Here is a 20,856-nt window from a genome sequence, read left to right on the forward strand (position 1 = left end):
GTTACTCAAACTTGAAACCCGAAACCTGAAACCTGAAACCTGAAACAAAATAAATAAACCCGATAACTCTCCAGCTATCGGGTTTATTACCAAACTTAAACTTACTTAACTTAACTCAAAATAAAACTTAACTAATTTATTTTTCGATTGGAGAGAATTTTACTGCTGTTCCTCCGCCAGCTGCCAATTTGATATTTAAAACAGTTTTACTGTTTACTTTTTGTTTAGAGATTGTAACTGGATATGGATTTGTTTTATAATTTGCTCCTTCTCCATCTGCATAAATTTCTGCTTCGTATTCTTTGTTCTTATCTAAAAATGAAAGCGCTACTTTTAAGTCTCTTGCATTTCTATTTGTGATCGAACCTAAATACCAATTTTTCTCCTCCCAATCTTTACGGGCAATTGTAGTGTATTCTCCAATTTTAGAATCTAAAACTTTAGTGTCAGACCAAGTGCAAGGAACATCTTTTACGAATTGAAATTCTGGTTTTCCTTCGTAATTTTCAGGTAAATCTGAAGCCATTTGCAACGGACTGAAAATAATCACATACAATGCTAACTGATTTGCTAAAGTTGTCTGCACTTTTGCACCAGAAGGTGTTTTGTAATCAAAATTGAAATTCCCAGGCGTGTAATCAAACGGTCCAGAAAGCATTCTTGTAAAAGGCAAAGTTGTTAAATGCTCTGGCGTATTTCCTCCATCTACAGACCATGCATTGTACTCTTGTCCGCGTCCGCCTTCTTGCGACATAAAATTTGGATAAGTACGCTGTAAACCAGTTCCTTTCATTGGTTCGTGGTTGTCAATCATAATGTGATATTTAGCCGCCGTTTCGATTACTTTTCTGTAATGACGTGCACCGTATTGGCTATCATGCCATTCTTTTTTATCCAAATATTTGTTTACGTAACCCGTTTTTACTGAGTTTACTCCCATTTTTTGGTACAGTTTAAAAGCATCTTCCAATTGGTTTTCATAGTTTTTAGTAGCTCCAGCCGTTTCATGATGTCCTATTAAACGAACATTTTTCATCGCTGCATATTTGGTGATTTCTTCTAAATTAAAATCTGGATATGCTTTTACAAAACTAAATGCAGAACCATCAGCAGTCCAGTCGCCATCCCAGCCTTCGTTCCATCCTTCTACCAAAACTCCGTCAAAACCATTTTTTGCAGCAAAATCAATATATTCTTTTGTGTTTTTGGTTGTCGCGCCATGTTTTGGTCCTTGTCCCCAAGTGTATTTTTCTAAATGCATTCCCCACCAAATTCCGATATATTTTGAAGGCGTGATCCAAGATAAATCTTCAATTTTTGAAGGCTCATTAAGATTCAGCATAATGGTCGAAGTTGCTACTTGTCCAGGATTCTTCCCAACCACAATAGTTCTCCAAGGTGTTTTAAAAGGCGTCTCAGCATATACTTTTACACCATCAGCCCAAGGCACTAAATCACTTTTATATTGTTTGTCTGTCGTTTTCAAAAGCGTCATTGAAGCAAAATCTGTTAAGTTGGCTTCGTGAATCGCTACGTGCAATTTGTCCTTAGTTTCAAAAGTCGCAGGCGTATTAATTGTGTCGGTTTTACTCATTAATGTTTTGCGATATTCACTTTCGTAATAACTATTTTCACGATGTACTGGAATCCACCAAACTTCGTTATTGTCTTTAAAAGTAAATTGCGTTATTTCATTAGAAATTTTGACTTTTCCTAAATGAGGCTGTTTCGGGAATTCATAACGAAATCCTACTCCATCATCAAAAACTCTAAAAATAATATCAACCAAACGCTCCTCTCCTTTTGCTTCTTTTAAGTGAACAATCAGTTCGTTATGATGATCTCTTACTTTTTTGAATTCGCCCCAAGGCTGTTCCCAAGTTTCATCTGCCGATTTTTCTTCGGTCGAAACGACTTCAAATCCATCTGTCATTTTAGCTAAACCTTGAAATTCAAATCCCATAAGAGAAGGTTCTATAACCGATTTTCCATTAGAAGAAAAACTGTATTGAGGCTGTCCTGAAGGTGTTAATTCAAAAGTTAATTCAGAGATTTTTTCTGGAGAACTGATTTTATATGTTGTTTTAGTACTGCAAGCCATCATCAGCATCGATGCAAAAGCGATTAGACAGTATCTATATTTTCTGTTTTTCATTATTTAAATTGTATTAATTACAGCTCTATTTAATTTCGCTCAGTATTTGTTTTGCTTTTGCAGGCTGCATTGAAACAAAATAATTAAACGCCTGATCGAGTTTTTTCTGGGCCTCGACATTTCCTTTTTTCTGTAAGCGTAAATCATACAATTTGCTGATATCTGGAAATACACTTTCAGTATTTTTTACTCCAGCGAAAGTTTTTATTTTTTCGACAAAAGAATAACCAAATTCAACTGTTGGTTCAATCATCGTTCCTTCTCCGAAATCATTCCACGTAATCAGTTGCAAGTAATTTACATTTGCATTTTTAGCCAAAGCAAGAGTTTCATCCAATGTCGCTCCATTATTGTGTTCGATTGTCCATCCAATAGCTGCACCTCCTCCGCCTTCGGCATAAAAATCTTTAAAGCCAGGGTAAGCGCTTCCCATAGCTACGCCCAATTTTGGTTTTGTATTAGTATAGAAATTAGTCAGATAGCTATTGTCTTTGTATACCCAAGCATATTCGCCAGAAGCATTTTCTCCTGCCATCGAAGAATGATCCCAAAGTGTCAGGAAAGTTGGTTTTGTGGTTAAAGTATTAAACACATTTGTCCATTCTGCGGAAGTCTGCAAAACGATTGGTCCAAAATTCATTAACAGCGGTTTGCCATTAATTTTGATGTAATTAGCATCAGAAAAATAATTCTTTTCTACATAAGCCAAATCTGTTTTTGCTGCGCCGGTTACCGAAATTGCTTTTCCTGCATTAACAACATTCGTTAAAAATCGATCTTCATAAACAATAGCATATTCTAAACCTACTTTGTCCAGCATTTCAATTAACTGATCTGTATTTTCTTTGACCATTCTATAATCGTTTACATCGTAAGTTCCGTACCAATCGATTAGAATTCCATCAATTCCTGAATATTTCATCAACAATAAATGATTTTCGATCACATTTTTATCGCCTGAATGATAAGGTCCAATCAGCGGATAATAATAAGATGCTATTTCTCTTCGGCCGTTTGTTCCTACGTTATTCGGATTTTTGTTTGCCATTGTCCAGTGATATCCCCATTTTTTATCTGCACTGCTTTCGTTAGTTTCAAACCACGGCATGTAATGCATATAAATTTTGGTGCTGTTGGTTTTCTCAATCGCAACAGGTTCTGTTTTTTCTGGTTCTACCGGTTTATCCGAACCTTTGTCATCGCTGCTGCAACCAGCAACCATCACAATGCTCATCAAACCAAAAACCAACGATGTGATATATCTCTTCATATTGATGTACTGTTTGTTATTTTTATATTTTGCCACAGATTAAAAGATTAAAAAGGATTTTATTGTGATTAATTTATTTCACGCAGATTTAAAAAGATTTAAGCAGATATGCGCAGATTATTTTTTTTTACATTTAAAACCAAATCTGCTTTAATCTGCAGAATCTGCGTGAAACAAAATCTTTTTTTAATCCTCTAATTCAGTTTCTAATCTTTAGAATCTGTTACTAAAAAATTAAAAACATGTCAGCCTTCCACGACTAACCAACATGGAAGACTGACATTAATTAACCTAATACCCAGGATTTTGTTTCAGGTTTTTATTTGTAGTTAAAACTGTACTTGGGATTGGAAAAATTGCTCTGTATTTTTCCGTTGTACCTTTTGACCACCATGGCTCGAAGAATGTTCCAAAACGAATGTTATCTGTTCTTCTTCTTCCTTCGAATGTGAATTCTTTCAGTAACTCTTGATCAATAAATGCAAGATCAATTGTTGTTGGCATTTCTTCTCCAGCGCGCGCAGTTACTTGTTGTAAAAACGGTTTTGCTAAATCTGGCGAACCTAAACGAACGAAACATTCTGCTTGCATCATTAAGATTTCTGAATAACGAATTAAAACGAAATCATGATCGCGTTCCCATTGTTCTCCAGCTTTCATTTCATATTTTGCTAAACGTACACCTTCATTCTCTTTTGCATCTTCTAAACTTGTCAGGTTCTCTGTATAAGTTAACGGTTCTCCATTATCCATCATAATTACAGAACCCGTTGCAAGATTGATCTGATCACCTTCAAGCATACATTTTTTTCTTTTGTCTGTATCTGCAAAAGATGAATATACTCCTGGCTGTGCACACATTCCGTTAGCACTCCATGGATAGTTTCCTACTGGAGAAATTGCTAATTTTTGATTGTAGTGGCAGGACATTGAGTTCATGTAATTTCCAACTGTTCCTGCTTTTGAATCGTAAGGAATTGCAAAAATGATTTCGCTAGAACCTTGATTTTCTGTTACGAAATTGGCAAAGAAATCTGGAGTTAAACTGTATCCCGTAATTTTTTGACACGTATCAATACAATCCTGCCAACGCGCTACGCCAATAAATGCTTCTGAATTAAGATATAATCTTGCTAGAATCGCGTACGCAACATTTCTAGTTAATTTAGAATACACCACATTTGGATTTAAATATGGAATAGCGTCTGTTAGTTCTTTTTCAACAAAATCATAAACTTGTTTTCTTGTAGAATTTGTTGGAAGATCTGTGTCTTCAAAATTGGTTACGATTGGCACATTTCCAAATAAATCTAAAAGATTGTAATAGTAATATGCTCTAAGCGCTTTTAATTCTGCAAAAATTGGTTCTTTTGCTTTTTCAGTCAAAGACGATTTGTTGATTTGATAAATGATTGCGTTGATCTTAGCTATTCCAGTATAATTGTAACGCCAAGCTGAAAGAATCATTCTATTATCTGCTTTCCAAGTGTGTTTTTGAGCATCTTGATATTGCCCGCCGTCATACCAGTTTGTTCCTCTTGTTGGAATTGTTGCTTCATCTGAAACTACTTCATTCAAAAAGAAAACATACTCACAAGTTGGAAAGTTATTTGAAATTGCATCGGAGAATCCTCTTAATGAAGAATAACCTCCACCTACCAGCGCATCAATTTCTTTAGTTGTATTTCCGAAATTTCCATCTTCTACCTGATCATACAACTGTTCGTCCAAATCAGTACATGATACCGTAAAAAGCATGCTTAAAAGTATCGCTGCTGTTATTTTGATTTTCATTTTTAATATTTTATGGTTATCAATTCGCTTAGTTATTCAGCGTAAAATTTAGTCCAACAGAAATTGTAGTTGGTCGAGGATAATTGTTGTATCTATCAATTCCAGGAGCAGCCAATCCAGTTTGATCCATTACTCCAGTTTGATTAATTCCGTCTTGAGCATTTAAACCAATCTCAGGATCTACACCTTTGTAACCTGTAATTACAAATAAGTTTTCTCCCATTACAAACATTCTAACTTTAGATTTTTTGTATTTCAATGGCAAAGTGTAACCAATAGATAATGTTTGAAGTCTGAAGAAAGAAGCATCTTCGATCCAGTAATCAGAATACTTAGGAGCAGAAGTAATACCACTGCTTAAGAAAGAATCTGGCACATTAAAAGCTGGTAATCTGTTTGGATCGTTTAACATCATGTTTGTAGCATTTAAAGCTTTTTGTCCAAACATTCCGTATCCTGAAACTCCAAGATCAAAATTTCCGTAAGTAAAATTCATTCCAATACCTAAAGTCAAATCAGGCTGAATATTTCCTAAATCTCTTTTATCTGCGTCAACCAAAGCACTTTCTGCTACCACTTCATTTGCTGCATTATAATATTGGATTTTTCCATCAGCATCTAAACCAGCATTTTTGAATCCCCAGAAAGTTCCAACAGGATATCCTTCAGCAATAATTTGAGAATATTGTCCAGACATACCTGCTAAACCGTGTAAAGATCCGCTGTAGATCACATCTGTTTTATAAGTTGGATTCGAAAGTTTTTCAATTTTCTGAACGTTATGTCCAAGTGTCAAATTAGCATTCCAGTTGAATTTGTCTCCTTTAATAATATCTGCATTCAAAGTCAATTCAACTCCTTTATTTGACATTTCACCAACGTTAGCCAACATTGTTCCCACTAAATATGGAGGCTGAGGCACTTCATAAGTGTATAATAAATCTTTTGTTTTTTTAGAATAATATTCAAAAGATCCTGTAATTCTGTTGAAAAGACCAAAATCGAAACCAACGTTAATTTGCTCTGTAGATTCCCATTTCAAATCAGGATTTGGGTTTTGTTTTGGAGAATAAGCCAAACTCCAAGTTTTAGTAATAGGATCATAGTAGCTGTCATTTCCAACTCCTAAGATAGAAAGCGATTTATACTCACCAATTCCGTCTTGATTTCCTGTAACTCCGTAACCAACTCTAACTTTTAAGTTGTCTAACCAACCTTTTGTAGAACTCATAAATTCTTCATTAGAAACTCTCCAAGCCGCAGAAGCAGATGGGAAAGTTCCCCATTTATTGTTTTCTCCAAAACGGCTTGATCCGTCACGTCTTACAGTCGCAGTCAATAAATATTTACCATCGTAGCTGTAGTTAGCACGAGCATAAAAAGAAACTAAATTTGATTTCCCTTTGTATGAGTAAACGTCACCTAAACGATAGTTGTAACCTGCTCCTAAATTATTATAACCAAAAGCATCTGTTACGAAACCACCTCTTTGTGCTCCAAAACCTTGGTAGATATTTTCAAGATAAGAATATCCAGCTAAAGCACTAATGTTATGCTTGTCGATTGTTTTACTGTAATTCACATAAAGTTCACCTTGAGCATTTGTATATTCTCCATAAGTTCTTTGTGCAAAACCTCCTTCTGTTTGCCCTTCCATAACAGCATAAGACGGTTTGTATGTTCCTGCTTTTACAGCATTATGTTCTAACGAAATATTTGCTGTTGCAGTAAAGTCATTTAGGAATTTTACATCTGTTTTAAAATAACCTAAAAGTCTGTGTCTTTCATTATCGAAAGTTCTGTTTGTTAAAATCTCAACTGGATTTTGGTAAATATTTCCTGCTACTGAAGTGAAATTTCCTTCTGAATCGTAAACCGGAATTGTTGGATTTAAGTTGTAAGCTCTTTCAAAAATTCTATAATCAATTGGATGCCATTTGTCAATGTTAGCAAATAATCCCGTATCAAATTTTACGTCTTTATTATCTCCAAGATATTGGTAAGCACTAACGTTTCCGCTTAATCTTTCTAAACCAGATCTTTTGATAACTCCTTCATTGTTTAAATAAGAAAGTGAAGTTCTGAATCCGCTGTCTGCTTTACCAGAATTAATGCTTAAAGTATGCGATTGCGAAATTGCTGTCTGCTCAATTGCTTTTTGCCAATTTGTATTTGCGCCATAATCTACAGCATCTGCAAGTCCGTTCTGACGTACATAACCTCTCCATTGATTTGCTGAAAGAAGATCTAAATTATCATTCACATAACCAACGCTTGTTTGTCCGTTGTAAACAACAGAAACTCCTTTTGTTCCAGATTTTGTTGTAATCATGATTACCCCGTTTGCTCCACGAGAACCATAAATTGCTGTAGCAGAAGCATCTTTAAGAACGTCAACCGATTTAATATCTGATGGCTGAACCACGTTGATATCAACACCCGCAATTCCATCAACAACAATTAACGGACTGTTACTAGCTGTTAATGAAGTTCCTCCACGAAGACGAATTGTAGAACCCGCAGCTGGATCTCCAGAAGGACGAATAATATTCAATCCCGCTACTTTTCCTTGTAAAACTTGTTCTGTTGACGAAATGGTTCCTTTTACTAAATCATCTGCTCCAACTGTAGAAATTGCTCCAGTTAAATCTGATTTTTTCACTTTTCCGTAACCTACAGAAACGACTTGCACTTCTGCCAATGCATAACCATCATTTTGCAGACGAACGTCATAATTAGAAGTATTTGCAGTAATCTGAACTTTCTGTGTTGTTGATCCGATAAACGAAACTTCAATTGCACTTCCTACGGCTACCTGCAGACTGAATTTACCATCAAAATCTGTTGTAGTTCCGTTTTTAGTTCCTACTTCAATGATAGAAGCTCCCGGCAATACATTACCTGTATTGTCATAAACGGTTCCTGATATCTTTTTCGTCTGCGCGAATAAACTAGCAGAAAGAAAAAGCATAAATATCATCAATACCGCCGATTTAGCAGTCCACATTTGATGCAGGACGCTTTTTGTATTTTTACTATTCATTAGAATTGGTGTTTAATTTGGTGAGTTATTTGTCTAAAGTCTTAAGCGGAATCGTTGTATCCGAAATCGTTTTGTCTTTGTTATCTTTAACCAAAACATGAATTTCGCTTAAAACTGGAGAATCTTTAAGTTCTGAAACTAAGTTGACAAAACCTTTAATTTCTGCAGTTCCTCCAGTAAACTCACCAGAAATTGTTTTTGTACCCGCTGTAATTGTGTAGATTAATTTGTTTACACCTGCTTCGTTGTTTTTTCTAGACATTCCAAGAAAATCTCTTTGACTGATTTGCGCCGGAAAGAAAGCAAAACTTGGCGGCGGTGGCGGAATAAATTCTCCTGCGTAAATAACCTGATCACCAGAATTTGCTGTCCAATTCTCTGCTACCATCAGAAAATTTATCTTTTCCATAACAAAGTCATCTGGGGCATTGAAGTATTCCTTAGGAATAAAATCCATTCTATAAAAACCATTCCCTAAGTCTTTCAATTTTGTTTTTTCGGCAATTTCTGGTTTTGCAGCTTCATACATTTGCTGAATAGCCCAGTCATTTAAACCAGCATGCATATGTACACTTGGAGTACCAGCAAATGCGGGGTTAAGATTTGCATTAAACAAAATACTTATAGGCTTATCAATTAAAGGTTTTGTAGGATATGGTCTAAATAATTCATCTGAAGTATAAAAAGATGAAAAATCAGTATAAGGCATATTTGCCACATCACTTTGTTTAGATCCATTTTTATTTTTTAAGCGAAACCAGAATCCTGCACTTGCAGCGATTTCATCTGGAGTTTTAGAAAAATAAACTGTTGGAGTTAAAGTAAAACTCCAGATTTTATTTCCTTCATATTTTAATTTCGCAAAGTCAGAAGAGTTTTCCCAGTTTCCTGCATCTGGTTCAGATGGAGACCAAATCCAGATGTATAAATCTTCTGTTTCGGCAAATGTAGATGCCGACATATCAAAATACCATGTAACTTGTTCGTCATACTTGTAAACAACAGGATATGATGACATTGGCCCAACGGCTCCTGCAGCTTCTTGCGCCTGAATAAAATTAGGAGCCATCAACAAGGCAAGTAAAATTGTATATATAAACTTTTTCATATTACTTTTTAATTAATAGCATTTAATTTAAATACATAAGACACAAAATCTACTCCGCCAGAAGAATGCACTAATTGAATCTGCATTTCTTTGGTTTTACCTGGAACTGAAGTCAATCTCAATTCATCTGTTTTTTGCGTTTTTTGCGCATCGCTATACAAATAGATTTTTGTTGCAACGCCATTGGTTGGCTGAAAATCTGAGCTAAGCGCCCAATATCCTTTAGGAGCAAATAACGGAGGAACATCTCCAGTTACTTCATAACTTGTTGGTTTGTTCTTTTCATCTACGTTAAATTTAATTTTGAAATCTTCGTAGTTAAAATAAGTACTCAAGTTTTCTTCGTTTGGTTCGATCTTATTTGCTTTCGCAACTTCATCAACCATTTTCAGATTTGTTAATCCCCAATTTCCATTTACTTTTTCATAAAGGGTAATCGGTTCCACGTAGCTTCCGTCATCTGTGTTGTCGCATCCAATAGCAAAAAAACACATCATAAAAGCTAGCCAATAAAGACTTTTACATTTCATAAATTTTTGGTTTTCGTTAGTTTGTTATCCCCTTCAAAAGGATACAGCGAAACTAGACGTTAAATAAATCCTAAAAAAAATATCAGAGAAAAATCAAGATTAAATTCAACACTTTTAAAATACAAATATCTAACAATCAGTATTTTATATTTATTTATACAATTAAAAAATCAAGATGTTGTTTAGATCAAAAATGATAGTTTTTTAATGGTAAAAATGACAATATGCAAAAAATTCGGTATATTTTTTTCGGCATGCATATATATAACCTCTTTTTATTGTATAATTGCAAATAAATTGACTGTTTTTAACATTTACCGCTCATTTCCCCTTCAAAAACCATCTTTTAAAGCGATGTTATTAAACTATTTACAAAATCTCTAAGGTTAGATTTTAATTAATCTCAAACTTATCTTAATTTTAAAACGAATTAACTAACTATATCAAAACCTTACCTTAAACCAAAACCAATCATGCGAAGAATATTGATGCTGCTTTTCTTCATCATAGGTTTTTCTCTTACTGCGAAAGAGACAAATCCGTATCTGGAAGAATTAGATCAGGTTCTCTTGAAAAAAGATATTTACCTGAAACAGAAATATCGAAAAATTGAATCTTTAAAGAAAAACGTATCCAAGTTTATACTCAGCCAGAACAATGAAGAGTTGTACAATTGCTATATGTCGTTATTTGACGAATACAAATCTTTTAAATATGATTCTGCTTATTATTATTTGGAACAATCTAAAATCAAAGCCAAGATTTTAAAAGATCCTAAATTCTTATCCAAAAGCCGAATTAAAGAAGGTTTTGTTTTATTGTCTTCTGGACTTTTTAAAGAAGCAATTGACACTTTAAATGTTATTGATGACACAAAACTGGATCTTAGAAACAAATTTGAATACTATAATATCAAAGCCCGCGCTTACTATGATTTAGCCGATTACAATCGTGATCAGCGTTTTAATATCCATTATGTACAGCAGGGAAATCACTTTTTAAAAAAGGCTTTAGAATTAATTGGAACCAATACGAATGAATATTGGGCAGCAGAAAGTTTAAAACGTTTAAAACAACAAGACTGGCGCGGTGCCGAATTTGCTTTTAGTTATTGGATCAACAATTACAATCTTCCGCCTGATTATTACGGAATTGCAACTTCTAGTCTTGGTTATATTTATTCAGAACGCGGTTATACCAAAAAAGCGATTCAATATCTAGCTCTTGCGGCAATTGCTGATGTGAAAAATGCAACAAAAGAAACCGTTGCGCTTCGAAATTTAGCCAACGAACTCTTTAAAATGGGTTATTTGGATAAAGCCAACGAGTATATCAACATTGCAATGGATGATGCGACTTTTTATAATGCCAGACACCGAAAAATTGAGATTTCGTCGATTCTTCCTATTATAGAAAAAGCGCAACTGAATAATGTAAAAGATAAAAATGATAAACTCGAAAAGATTATTATTCTTTTGACGATTCTAACCGTTATCATTTTTGTTTTTCTCGGCATCATTTTCAAACAATTAAAGGAGAAAAATAAAGCCAGAAAAATCATGGCCGATTCGTATTTGCAATTGCAAGAAATGAATGTGAGTTTGAGCGAAGCCAATGCAATTAAAGAAGAATACATCACCTATTTTATTAAAGCAACTTCGGCTTTCATTAATAAAATAGATCATATTCAGAAAAGTACATTGCATAAAATCATCACCAAAAAAACAGATGAAGTTATTGCAAGTTTGAAACGTTATAACGTAAAGGAAGAACGAGAAAATCTATTCCATCAATTTGATGAAATCTTCTTGAAATTGTTTCCAACTTTTGTAACAGATTTCAATAAATTATTTCCAAACGATCATAAATGCATTATGAAAAAAGGCGAGCTTTTAAATACCGAATTACGCATTTTTGCATTGTACAGATTGGGAATCCAAGACAGTAATCAAATGGCAGAATTCCTTGAACTTTCTGTAGCTACAATTTATACGTACAAAACCAGAATTAAAAGCAAATCTGACTTTAAAGATACTTTTGAGCAGAAAATTATGGAGATTAAGACGATCTAAGATTCTAAGTTTTTTTTAGCCACGAATTCACGAATTATTTTTTTTAATATCTATTCGCGTAATTATCGCGCACAAATTTTACGTATCATTTTAAATAAAAATTCGTGAATTCGTGGCTATCTATCTTTTATTCAGTCGTCTCCAACTGCAAAATGGTATTCTGATAAATTTTACTCAATGAAAACAATTGCTCCATAAAAATCATAATCGCAATTGGAACAAAGAAAAACCCTAATAAATCTTCTTCATACAAAAAGTAAGTTGAAATCATAGCAATACGAGTGTATTCCAGATAATACATCCATTTTCGTTGTTCTAATAAAGCTCCACAATTGATTAAAGTTAGAATCACCAACGAAAGCACAAATATCTTGTCGTAGGTTTGTAAGTAATCGAAATAATAAGTGAAGACAGTTAGAATCAAAGTACAGATTCCCAATTGTATATAAAGATAATTTCTAAAACGAAGTCGTTGATGCGGATTACTTTTGTCCTGAAGAAAACGCTTTTCAAGAATCGGACGAATATCTTGATCCATGTGCGCTGGACTTCCAAAAACAGCTTTCCATCTCGCTTTGAATCCGATGGAACGTTTCCATAATTCGTAGATTTCGAAATAATAATGAAAATGTTGCCATAAGAAACTGTAGCTTTTTAACGGATGCGTTAAACCGTACTTTGGTTTTTCTTCTTCGGTTTGGAAAGTTCCAAAAAGACGATCCCAAAACGTAAACATATCGCCATAATTTTTGTCCAGATATTTTTCGTCAGAAGCATGATGAACACCATGAACAGAAGGCGTTACAAATACATATTCTAGCCATTTTATTTTGCCAATAAGCTGTGTATGCGTAAAAAAAGAATAAGCGCCATGAACAATCAACATCGTAATAACCATCGTTGGATGAAAACCAATTAAAGGCAAAACACACCAAAACCCTGTTCGAATAATCGCCTGAAAAGTAGTAATTCTAGCTGCAGCCGTGAAATTAAATTCTTCACTATGATGATGCACAATATGCGCTGCCCAGAAAAAATTAACTTCGTGACCTAATCGGTGATACCAATACCAGACAAAATCGGTTGCAAGAATCAATGCAAACCAAACTAAAGCATTACTTGGAATCTCAAATATTCTATAATCGTCATAAATCAAATAATACAATTGGTAAAAACTCGCTGCGACAAATAAGTTAATCAAACGCTCTGCAATTCCGATGGAGATATTGGAAACAGAACTTTCATAATTAAAAATTTCAGGCCTTTTTCTGCGTTGAGCAAGCTTATATTCTAAAAATAAAAAAAGAAAAAAGGCAGGCATGGCAAATGCTAGAAAATTGATATTTTTCATTTGTATGATACTTTTCGATTCTAAAAATTTGTTTAATAGTTCAAACGAAAAAAGACACTTCCATTAATTACGTTTTTTGAGGAGAGACAAAAAACGTAATCAACGAAAATGATCTTTTACGAAAATAAACCTGATTTTAATTCTGTTTATATTGAGGAGCTTCCAGCGCCACTTCTTTAACCGATTGTGTTTCGGCTACTTTTTTCAAAGCAATAATATAAGCAGCAATACGAGGCGTTACATTGTGTTTTACTGCAACTCTAAAAACAGTATCAAAACCTTTTTCTAAAATATCTTCCAGACGTTTATTGATCTGGTGAATTCTCCAAGATTCTAAAAGCGAATTCTGAAGCCATTCGAAATAAGAAACGGTAACACCGCCCGCATTGGCTAAAATATCAGGAACAACTAATATATTTTTATCATGTAAAATTTGATCTGCATCTGAAGCAACTGGACCATTTGCGCCCTCAACGATAATTCTGGCTTGAATATCTCCAGCATTTTTCTGCGTAATAACATCTTCTTTTGCAGCCGGAATCAAAACATCAACTTCCAAAAGCAATAAATCTTCATGTTTAATTGCAACCGAATTTGGATACCCTTTTATCGTCTTGTTATTCAAATTATAATACAAAATCAACTCTGGAATATTAATTCCGTTCGGATTGTAAAATGCTTCTGAAACATCGCTTACTGCAACAATTTTTACTCCTTTTTCATATAAGAACAAAGCAGAATGCAATCCAACATTTCCAAAACCTTGAATTGCTGCCGTAGCTCTTGCAGGTCTAATTTTTAATTTTTCAAGTGCCAAAAGACTGATAATGCTTACTCCTCTTCCTGTTGCTTCTACTCTACCTAAAGATCCGCCCGAGTGAAGATGTTTTCCTGTTACTACAGCATGAATTGGTCTTCCGTGTAATAATGAAAATTCATCCATTAACCAGCCCATTTCATCTGGACCTGTTCCCATATCTGGAGCTGGAACATCTTTTTCTGGTCCAAAAATATCAGCCAAAGCTTTTGTGTATGCTCTTGTAATTTTTTCTAATTCAGTTTTAGAATGGTTTCTCGGATCGCAAATAATGCCGCCTTTTGCTCCACCAAAGGGAATTCCAGTTACAGCAGATTTCCAGGTCATCCAGGCGGCAAGTGCTTTTACTTCGTCCAAATTTACAGCGGTATCATAACGAATTCCGCCTTTTGAAGGTCCTAAAGCCGTATTGTGAATTACGCGGTATCCTTCAAAGTTTTGAACGTTTCCATTGTCTAAAGTAATAGAAAAATTTACTGTGATTTGTTTTTCAGGGCGCTGTAGTTTTTGACGAAGAGAATCATCTAATTTTAAAATATCTGCAGCGATATTAAAGCGATCAATCATAGATTGAAACGGATTATGTTTTATAATTTCTGAACTCATAATATATAGTTTTTAGGTTTGGGTTATCTTTTTTATATCTATTGAAAATCTTTTTTTTTGATAAAAGTCCTTTGCTTTTATCTCTTAAAACTGATACAACACGGAATCTTTATTAAACAGCGTCGCATCAAAATTTTCATATTTCTATTGGTTCTCATATCTAGATTTTTTAACGATTCAAAAAAAAGCCTTTCATGGTGCAATGAAAGGCTAAAAAAAAAATAACTAACAAGTACTTTCTCTATTAACGCCATTTCAAAACGTGTTTCATCATACAGCACATCGCAAAGCTGCATGGGAAAGACGTCATAATATTTCGGCTATAGTTTTTCATTGTTGAGACAAAGCTACAAAAATATATTTATAAATTCTATAGAATTAGTCGAGTTTATTTTAATTAATTTAAAAACAATGACTAAATCGATTGAAAACTAAAGGATTAGTGTTTAAAAAAAATTACTGTAATTGCGATAAAACGATAAAAACAATGGCAATTAAAGCTAAAAACAATCCTAAAACATTGATTTTAGAAAGTTTTTCTTTGAAAAAATAGGCTCCAACAATTGTCCCTAAAACAATAACTCCCATATTCATTCCCGCAAAAACAGTTGATGGATTTTCTGCAAATGCTTTATGGGCTTTTAGATAAAACAAAATGTTCCCAAAGTTGAAGATCCCAACCAATACTCCAAATGGAATGTTTTTCGCTTCTAACTTTTCTTTTGACACCAATACTTTATACAAGACAATAAATATTGAAATAACAAAAGCGATTAGAAAAACAAAGAACAAAGAAGTTGTATAAGGAACTACAGTGTATAAGGCAATTTTCTTGAAAAGAATATCAACAAGTCCAAAACCAAATAGCACTATTGCGGGATAAATCCATTTATTTTCGGTATTAGCAGATGGCTTTTTTAAAATGAATAAAAGCGCCGCAAAACCAATCAAAACTCCAATGATTTTATAAGTATTAAATCCTTCATTAAATAACAGCCAAGCCGCCAAAATTGGAATAAATAATGATAATCTTTGTGCGGCATCTGTTTTTGCAATTCCCATATATTTTATCGAAAGTGCTAGAAACAGAAATAATATTGGAAGCAAAATTCCAACAGAAGTATAAATTTCTAATGGCGCATTATTGTCTAATGCATTTAGATCTGGCGTAAAAGTAAAATAACAAAGCGTTATTGCAGCGATGTAATTGAACGAAATAATCTGTGACGGATTAGCATTATATTTTCTAGAAATTTTGAATATAACACCCACAATAACACTACAAAGAATACTTAATATAAGGAATAACATAAATTTATTTTTGGACTGTAAAAGTAACTATTGCAAAATAAAAAAGCCCAGCCGGTTTTAAAAAACCAGCTAGACCAGATTAAGTTTTATCTGTATTCTTTTTTTTAGAATTTACTGATATAGCTTCCGTAAATATCTCTAAACTGATTTCCTTTTGCAAAACGATCTTTACTCAGTTTTTTATATTCAACCAATCCCCATAAAACGAATTCTTTCAAAAAGTATTCGTCCTCTTTTGGTGTTTGAGGCTGGTATTTTTTTAGTAAATCATCTAATGGCGTTACTTCATCTATAATACTTTTGTATTCTTTGTCTGAAGCATCATCTAATAATTCGAAGCCACTTTCCGCGAAAAACCATTCCACCACATCAGAATAAGCTGTTTTTTCATCTGGTTTTTCTAATTTTTCAATTTTTGGAAAATACTCTGGAAATAATGTTCTAATTGCCGAACCAATTAAGCTTTCTGCCACAACATCTGCTCCCTCCTGCTCTCCTTCGTAAACCAATTCGACTTTTCCCGTAATTGCTGGAATGATTCCTATAAAATCTGATAAACGAATTGTGGTTTTATCAACACCAGAAATCAAAGCTCGGCGCTCTGCTGTACTAATTAAGTTTTCGAATGCCGTAATGCTCATTCTCGCACTTACACCGCTTTTGTTGTCAATGTATTCACTTTCACGAGCTTCAAAACTAATTTGCTCTAAAATATCTCTCGCCAAACTTGGAACATAAACAACATCGGTCTGGTTTTGATCTAGTTTAGATTCTTGTTCTGTAATCGTTCTCGCAATCTCAATACTTTCTGGATAATGTGTTAAAATCTGCGAACCAATTCTATCTTTTAAAGGTGTTACAATACTTCCTCTATTAGTATAATCTTCCGGATTTGCTGTGAAAACAAATTGCATGTCTAAAGGCATTCTTAATTTGAATCCTCTAATTTGAATATCTCCTTCTTGTAAAATATTAAATAATGCTACTTGAATTCTGGCTTGTAAATCGGGTAATTCGTTGATTACGAAAATACAGCGATTCGCTCTCGGAATCATTCCGAAGTGAATTACTCTGTCATCTGCATAAGACAATTTTAAATTTGCAGCTTTAATTGGATCAACATCACCAATTAAATCAGCAACCGTTACGTCTGGTGTTGCCAGTTTTTCGAAAAATCGTTCGCTTCTATGCAACCAAGAAATTGGAGTTTCATCACCTTTTTCCGCAATTAAATCTTTAGCAAAACGAGAAATAGGATTTAACGGATCATCATTTATTTCTGAGCCTTCCACAAATGGAATATATTCGTCTAATAATTCAACCATTTTACGCGCCAAACGCGTTTTTGCTTGTCCGCGAAGTCCTAATAAGTTAATGTTGTGACGTGATAAAATCGCGCGTTCTAATTCTGGAATTACCGTATTTTCAAATCCGTGAACACCTTCAAAAACAGGCTTCCCCGATTTGATTTTCTCACGAAGATTATTGCGCAATTCATCCTTTATGCTTGTACTTTTATATCCAGTGGCTTTTAATTGACCTAATGTCTTTATAGTATTTATTTCCATTGTGTTGAAATATAGATTTTGTTATTTATTTTTTAATGACAATTATTGTGTCATTTCTGTGTGTAGACGCACTGCAGTGCGTCTCTACGATATGCATTACGTTTATTAAAACGCAAATATTCAGGCGAAAAGAAACCTTAGTCTCTTAGCATCTTAGAACCTTAGCAACTTTATTTAATCCTCTTCTTCCTATTCGCTTCATAATCCTCAAAAATCATTTCACCCAAACCTTTAATTCCGGTATAAAATGCTTTTCCTTGATTTGCCTCTGTAAACTGATTCACAAAACGCTGTAAATAAGGATCTCTGGCAATCATAAAAGTAGTAATTGGAATATGAAGTTTTCTTGCCTGTTGCGCTTGCGTATAGCATTTATCGACAATATATTCATCTAAACCATTACTATTCATATAATAAGAACCATCACGTTCGCGAACGCAGCTCGGCTTTCCGTCCGTAATCATGAAAATCTGTTTGTTGGTATTACGCTTTCTGCGCAAAATATCCATTGCCAATTGCAAACCAGCAACCGTATTGGTATGATAAGGTCCAACTTGCAAATAAGGTAAATCTTTAATCGGAATTGTCCAGGCATCATTTCCAAAAACCAAAATATCGAGCGTATCTTTAGGATATCTAGTTGTGATTAATTCCGCCAAAGCCATTGCCACTTTTTTAGCTGGAGTAATTCGATCTTCTCCGTATAAAATCATACTGTGGCTAATATCAATCATCAGAACGGTACTCATTTGTGCTTTGTATTGTGCTTCTTCGACAACCAAATCGTTTTCAGTAAGCATGAAACTTTCAACTCCGTTGTTAATTTGAGCGTTTCGAAGACTTTCGGTTAAAGAAATTCTTTCTAAACTATCACCAAAATTAAATTCACGGAATTCGCCAGTATGTTCGTCGCCATTTCCGGCATGTTTTGTTTTATGACTTCCACTTCCAGAACGTTTCAAATTTCCGAAAATCTGATCTAAAGCTTGCTGTCTAATTGCACGTTCAGTTTTTGCTGTAATTCCAAAACCAGAGCTTCCATCGCCTTTTACTTCATCTCTGATGTATCCTTTTTTCTTGAGGTCTTCGATAAAATCGTCAATAGTATAATTTTCGTCGGTAAGTTTATATTCTTTGTCCAGTTCCCGAAGCCAGTTGATGGCTTCATCAAAATCACCCGAAGTATGGGTGATCAACTCTTTAAAAATCGTAAAAAGTTTGTCAAACGGAGACTGAAAAGGAGCTTCGTAAGTCTTAAAATAAAACCCTTTTTTAAATTCGTTTTTCATAATTCTAAAATTACATCTTTTTAGAATTATGAAAAAAGAATCGTTTATTAATTTTTAGTTAAAATATTTAACCAAAAACTTCAACTAACGGTGTTAGATATAATAATTATTCAAATTTTCCGTCTACATAATACCACGCGCCATTTTCGAATTTAAATGTAGAAAATTCATAATGCACTTGCGGTTTATCATTAGAATCTAAAAAGTAAGCTTTAAATTCTACTGTGTTTTCAGTAAAACTCAAAATCTCTAATTTCTGTCATTCATTAGAAACTGCCCATCTTAAAATTTCAGATTTCGAATAATGTTTTCTTTCTGAAACATAAGTAGTTTCCATTAAATAATCGGCATTATGAGAGGCATATGCCGAATATCGTGATCGCATTAAAGTTAATGCTGAAGGTGCTTTTTGATTGTTAATCAGATATAATCCGCAGCAACTTTCAAAAAGCAATCCTGTGTCACAGAAGCATTTTTTATTCTCCATCGACTGGTTCTTCTCCATTAATTTTTACATGAAGCTGATTTAACAAAACTTGATAACGGGTGATTTCTCTCACTTCTTCGTCTTCTTCAGCAAAATCAATCATTTCGTCTAATGTTTCACTTACTTCCAATAATTTATTGTTTGCTTCTCTGTCGTTTTTCGCAGCGATCAAATCAATAATTTCCTGTACGTTTGCTTTTAGGGTTTCGAATTTACTATTCATTGTTTTTTTGTTTCAGGTTTCAAGTTTTAGGTTTCAAGTTTTAGGTTTCAGGTTCGTAAAGATAACTTGGAACATGAAACCTGAAATTTGAAACTATTATTTACTCTTCGTTTTTACTTTCGTTGAATTTCTTAACGATTTCTTTTAATTTTTCTTTTCGGGCAATTTCGGCTTGTTTAGTTTTTGCCTGAGCTTTATGCAATTTATCGTTATGCTTTTTGATGTTCCTTTCGTTATTTCTTCCCATTACACCTCTCTTTTAATTTGTTCTAACGTTTTTTCTGTGAAAATCAATTCGTTGATAATCTGTTTTCTCAAATCATCAATATCTTCATAATCAAAATACTTTGCCCAATTGGTCAGCTGCTGAAGGTTTCTAATCTGTTTTAATCTCTTTGTAGTTTCAGAACTTGTCCTTAAAACTGCTTTGCCATCGTATTCTGGATTATTTTTATGCTCGTAATTGGCAAGATTGTTTTCGAAATCGGCTTTTATATAGTAAAGTTTTTCTTCAGCATTATCTGGATAAAACTCCTCCCATTTTGCAAATCCTATTTTAGTTTTAGATTCAATTTCTGGATTTCGGGCAATTAAACGCCATTTACTATTGGCTAATCTTCCCCAATGGTTCGAAACGCGGTACATTCCTTCTTCTGTATAATAATAGGTGCTACCTGCTTTGCTTTCAAATTGCTTTTTCAATCCTTGAATAGAATCTGGCAACACTTCATTAAAAGCGCAAAAGGTATTTTTAAAAGAATTAGGATGTGGCTTAAAATTTTTCTGCATGTGCAAATATACTCAGATTACGGCGAACTCCATAAACCAATCCTAAATTGCTTACCTTTGTACTTTAATTTCAAAATAAAAAATCATGTCTAAAGATTTAGAACAAAAAATGCCGCAAAAAGGAGTATTTACTGGCATTATCGAAAAGGATGAAAACAATAATTATTTCTGTGGCGAATATCTTTTAGACTATAAAATGGTTCAAGCCAAATTTAATGTGGGTGACTGGATTACTATAAAATCAGTTATTGAAAATCCAAGTGACATGAGCTACGATAAATATCCTAAAAAATCAAGAAACTTCGATAAAGCGAATCATAAGCGGGAAAACTAGAAAAGTTATGAGTTATGAATTATGAGTTTTAATCTAGTAATTCATAATTCATAATTCATAATTCATAATTCAAAAAGAATATTTTTTCGATCAAAACTGAAAAGTTAAA

16 protein-coding genes and 1 pseudogene are annotated in these 20,856 nt (G+C 33.7%); 2 read left to right on the plus strand and 15 right to left on the minus strand.

The window, feature by feature from the left end; all coding sequences use genetic code 11:
- Positions 1–136: 136 nt before the first annotated feature.
- The 6 genes from V6624_RS20155 to V6624_RS20180 form a co-directional block, all read right to left on the minus strand.
- The gene (locus V6624_RS20155; RefSeq protein WP_111289392.1) at positions 137–2,155 is read right to left on the minus strand and encodes a glycoside hydrolase family 97 protein; all 2,019 of its coding nucleotides are present in this window, start codon (positions 2,153–2,155) and stop codon (positions 137–139) included.
- 25 nt (positions 2,156–2,180) lie between these two features.
- The gene (locus V6624_RS20160; RefSeq protein ID WP_111290118.1) at positions 2,181–3,425 is read right to left on the minus strand and encodes a glycoside hydrolase family 71/99-like protein; all 1,245 of its coding nucleotides are present in this window, start codon (positions 3,423–3,425) and stop codon (positions 2,181–2,183) included.
- A gap of 291 nt (positions 3,426–3,716) precedes the next feature.
- The gene (locus V6624_RS20165) at positions 3,717–5,219 is read right to left on the minus strand and encodes a RagB/SusD family nutrient uptake outer membrane protein (protein WP_111289390.1); all 1,503 of its coding nucleotides are present in this window, start codon (positions 5,217–5,219) and stop codon (positions 3,717–3,719) included.
- 28 nt (positions 5,220–5,247) lie between these two features.
- Positions 5,248–8,262 (minus strand): SusC/RagA family TonB-linked outer membrane protein, encoded by a 3,015-nt coding sequence (locus tag V6624_RS20170; protein ID WP_239455718.1) that lies wholly within the window; start codon positions 8,260–8,262, stop codon positions 5,248–5,250.
- A 25-nt stretch (positions 8,263–8,287) separates the two neighbouring features.
- Positions 8,288–9,370, minus strand: coding sequence for a hypothetical protein (locus tag V6624_RS20175; protein ID WP_111289386.1), 1,083 nt, complete (start codon positions 9,368–9,370; stop codon positions 8,288–8,290).
- An 8-nt stretch (positions 9,371–9,378) separates the two neighbouring features.
- Positions 9,379–9,900 (minus strand): DUF5004 domain-containing protein, encoded by a 522-nt coding sequence (locus V6624_RS20180; RefSeq protein WP_111289384.1) that lies wholly within the window; start codon positions 9,898–9,900, stop codon positions 9,379–9,381.
- 473 nt (positions 9,901–10,373) lie between these two features.
- On the opposite strand from V6624_RS20180, the gene V6624_RS20185 reads away from it, so the two are divergent.
- The gene (locus V6624_RS20185) at positions 10,374–11,972 is read left to right on the plus strand and encodes a DUF6377 domain-containing protein (protein WP_111289382.1); all 1,599 of its coding nucleotides are present in this window, start codon (positions 10,374–10,376) and stop codon (positions 11,970–11,972) included.
- A gap of 127 nt (positions 11,973–12,099) precedes the next feature.
- Here the strand turns inward: V6624_RS20185 and V6624_RS20190 are convergent, their stop codons facing one another.
- The 9 genes and pseudogenes from V6624_RS20190 to V6624_RS20230 all read right to left on the minus strand — a co-directional run bounded on the left by V6624_RS20190 (position 12,100) and on the right by V6624_RS20230 (position 20,413).
- On the minus strand, positions 12,100–13,323 hold the full coding sequence (locus V6624_RS20190; RefSeq protein ID WP_338839977.1) for a sterol desaturase family protein: 1,224 nt from the start codon (positions 13,321–13,323) through the stop codon (positions 12,100–12,102).
- A 136-nt stretch (positions 13,324–13,459) separates the two neighbouring features.
- Positions 13,460–14,746: a Glu/Leu/Phe/Val family dehydrogenase gene (locus V6624_RS20195; RefSeq protein ID WP_204251696.1), complete on the minus strand. Its 1,287-nt coding sequence runs from the start codon at positions 14,744–14,746 to the stop codon at positions 13,460–13,462.
- A gap of 456 nt (positions 14,747–15,202) precedes the next feature.
- Positions 15,203–16,057 carry an EamA family transporter gene (locus tag V6624_RS20200; protein ID WP_338839978.1) on the minus strand — a complete coding sequence of 285 codons (855 nt, stop codon included), beginning with the start codon at positions 16,055–16,057 and terminating at the stop codon, positions 15,203–15,205.
- 104 nt (positions 16,058–16,161) lie between these two features.
- Positions 16,162–17,625 (minus strand): magnesium chelatase, encoded by a 1,464-nt coding sequence (locus tag V6624_RS20205; protein ID WP_338839979.1) that lies wholly within the window; start codon positions 17,623–17,625, stop codon positions 16,162–16,164.
- 170 nt (positions 17,626–17,795) lie between these two features.
- Positions 17,796–18,914, minus strand: coding sequence for a vWA domain-containing protein (locus V6624_RS20210; protein ID WP_111289372.1), 1,119 nt, complete (start codon positions 18,912–18,914; stop codon positions 17,796–17,798).
- Between the two features lie 106 nt (positions 18,915–19,020).
- Positions 19,021–19,419, minus strand: a pseudogene (locus tag V6624_RS20215) (YchJ family protein).
- Entirely contained in the window at positions 19,391–19,624 is a 234-nt protein-coding gene (locus V6624_RS20220) for a hypothetical protein (RefSeq protein WP_111289368.1), read from the minus strand. Before V6624_RS20220 ends, V6624_RS20215 begins: the two are co-directional and overlap by 29 nt.
- Positions 19,625–19,724: 100 nt before the next feature.
- On the minus strand, positions 19,725–19,871 hold the full coding sequence (locus V6624_RS20225) for a hypothetical protein (protein ID WP_204251695.1): 147 nt from the start codon (positions 19,869–19,871) through the stop codon (positions 19,725–19,727).
- Positions 19,871–20,413, minus strand: coding sequence for a hypothetical protein (locus tag V6624_RS20230; RefSeq protein WP_111289366.1), 543 nt, complete (start codon positions 20,411–20,413; stop codon positions 19,871–19,873). Before V6624_RS20230 ends, V6624_RS20225 begins: the two co-directional genes overlap by 1 nt.
- Positions 20,414–20,498: 85 nt before the next feature.
- Between V6624_RS20230 and V6624_RS20235 the strand changes: the two genes are divergently transcribed.
- On the plus strand, positions 20,499–20,747 hold the full coding sequence (locus V6624_RS20235; RefSeq protein WP_111289365.1) for a hypothetical protein: 249 nt from the start codon (positions 20,499–20,501) through the stop codon (positions 20,745–20,747).
- The last annotated feature ends 109 nt before the right edge of the window (positions 20,748–20,856 follow it).

Source organism: Flavobacterium ginsenosidimutans, from assembly GCF_037478105.1.
Lineage (GTDB): Bacteria > Bacteroidota > Bacteroidia > Flavobacteriales > Flavobacteriaceae > Flavobacterium > Flavobacterium ginsenosidimutans.

Coding starts and splice junctions, on each gene's coding strand:
- V6624_RS20155 (WP_111289392.1), bottom strand. CDS start 2,155: ATGAAAAACAGAAAATATAGATACTGTCTAATCGCTTTTGCATCGATG.
- V6624_RS20160 (WP_111290118.1), bottom strand. CDS start 3,425: ATGAAGAGATATATCACATCGTTGGTTTTTGGTTTGATGAGCATTGTG.
- V6624_RS20165 (WP_111289390.1), bottom strand. CDS start 5,219: ATGAAAATCAAAATAACAGCAGCGATACTTTTAAGCATGCTTTTTACG.
- V6624_RS20170 (WP_239455718.1), bottom strand. CDS start 8,262: ATGAATAGTAAAAATACAAAAAGCGTCCTGCATCAAATGTGGACTGCT.
- V6624_RS20175 (WP_111289386.1), bottom strand. CDS start 9,370: ATGAAAAAGTTTATATATACAATTTTACTTGCCTTGTTGATGGCTCCT.
- V6624_RS20180 (WP_111289384.1), bottom strand. CDS start 9,900: ATGAAATGTAAAAGTCTTTATTGGCTAGCTTTTATGATGTGTTTTTTT.
- V6624_RS20185 (WP_111289382.1), top strand. CDS start 10,374: ATGCGAAGAATATTGATGCTGCTTTTCTTCATCATAGGTTTTTCTCTT.
- V6624_RS20190 (WP_338839977.1), bottom strand. CDS start 13,323: ATGAAAAATATCAATTTTCTAGCATTTGCCATGCCTGCCTTTTTTCTT.
- V6624_RS20195 (WP_204251696.1), bottom strand. CDS start 14,746: ATGAGTTCAGAAATTATAAAACATAATCCGTTTCAATCTATGATTGAT.
- V6624_RS20200 (WP_338839978.1), bottom strand. CDS start 16,057: ATGTTATTCCTTATATTAAGTATTCTTTGTAGTGTTATTGTGGGTGTT.
- V6624_RS20205 (WP_338839979.1), bottom strand. CDS start 17,625: ATGGAAATAAATACTATAAAGACATTAGGTCAATTAAAAGCCACTGGA.
- V6624_RS20210 (WP_111289372.1), bottom strand. CDS start 18,914: ATGAAAAACGAATTTAAAAAAGGGTTTTATTTTAAGACTTACGAAGCT.
- V6624_RS20220 (WP_111289368.1), bottom strand. CDS start 19,624: ATGAATAGTAAATTCGAAACCCTAAAAGCAAACGTACAGGAAATTATT.
- V6624_RS20225 (WP_204251695.1), bottom strand. CDS start 19,871: ATGGGAAGAAATAACGAAAGGAACATCAAAAAGCATAACGATAAATTG.
- V6624_RS20230 (WP_111289366.1), bottom strand. CDS start 20,413: ATGCAGAAAAATTTTAAGCCACATCCTAATTCTTTTAAAAATACCTTT.
- V6624_RS20235 (WP_111289365.1), top strand. CDS start 20,499: ATGTCTAAAGATTTAGAACAAAAAATGCCGCAAAAAGGAGTATTTACT.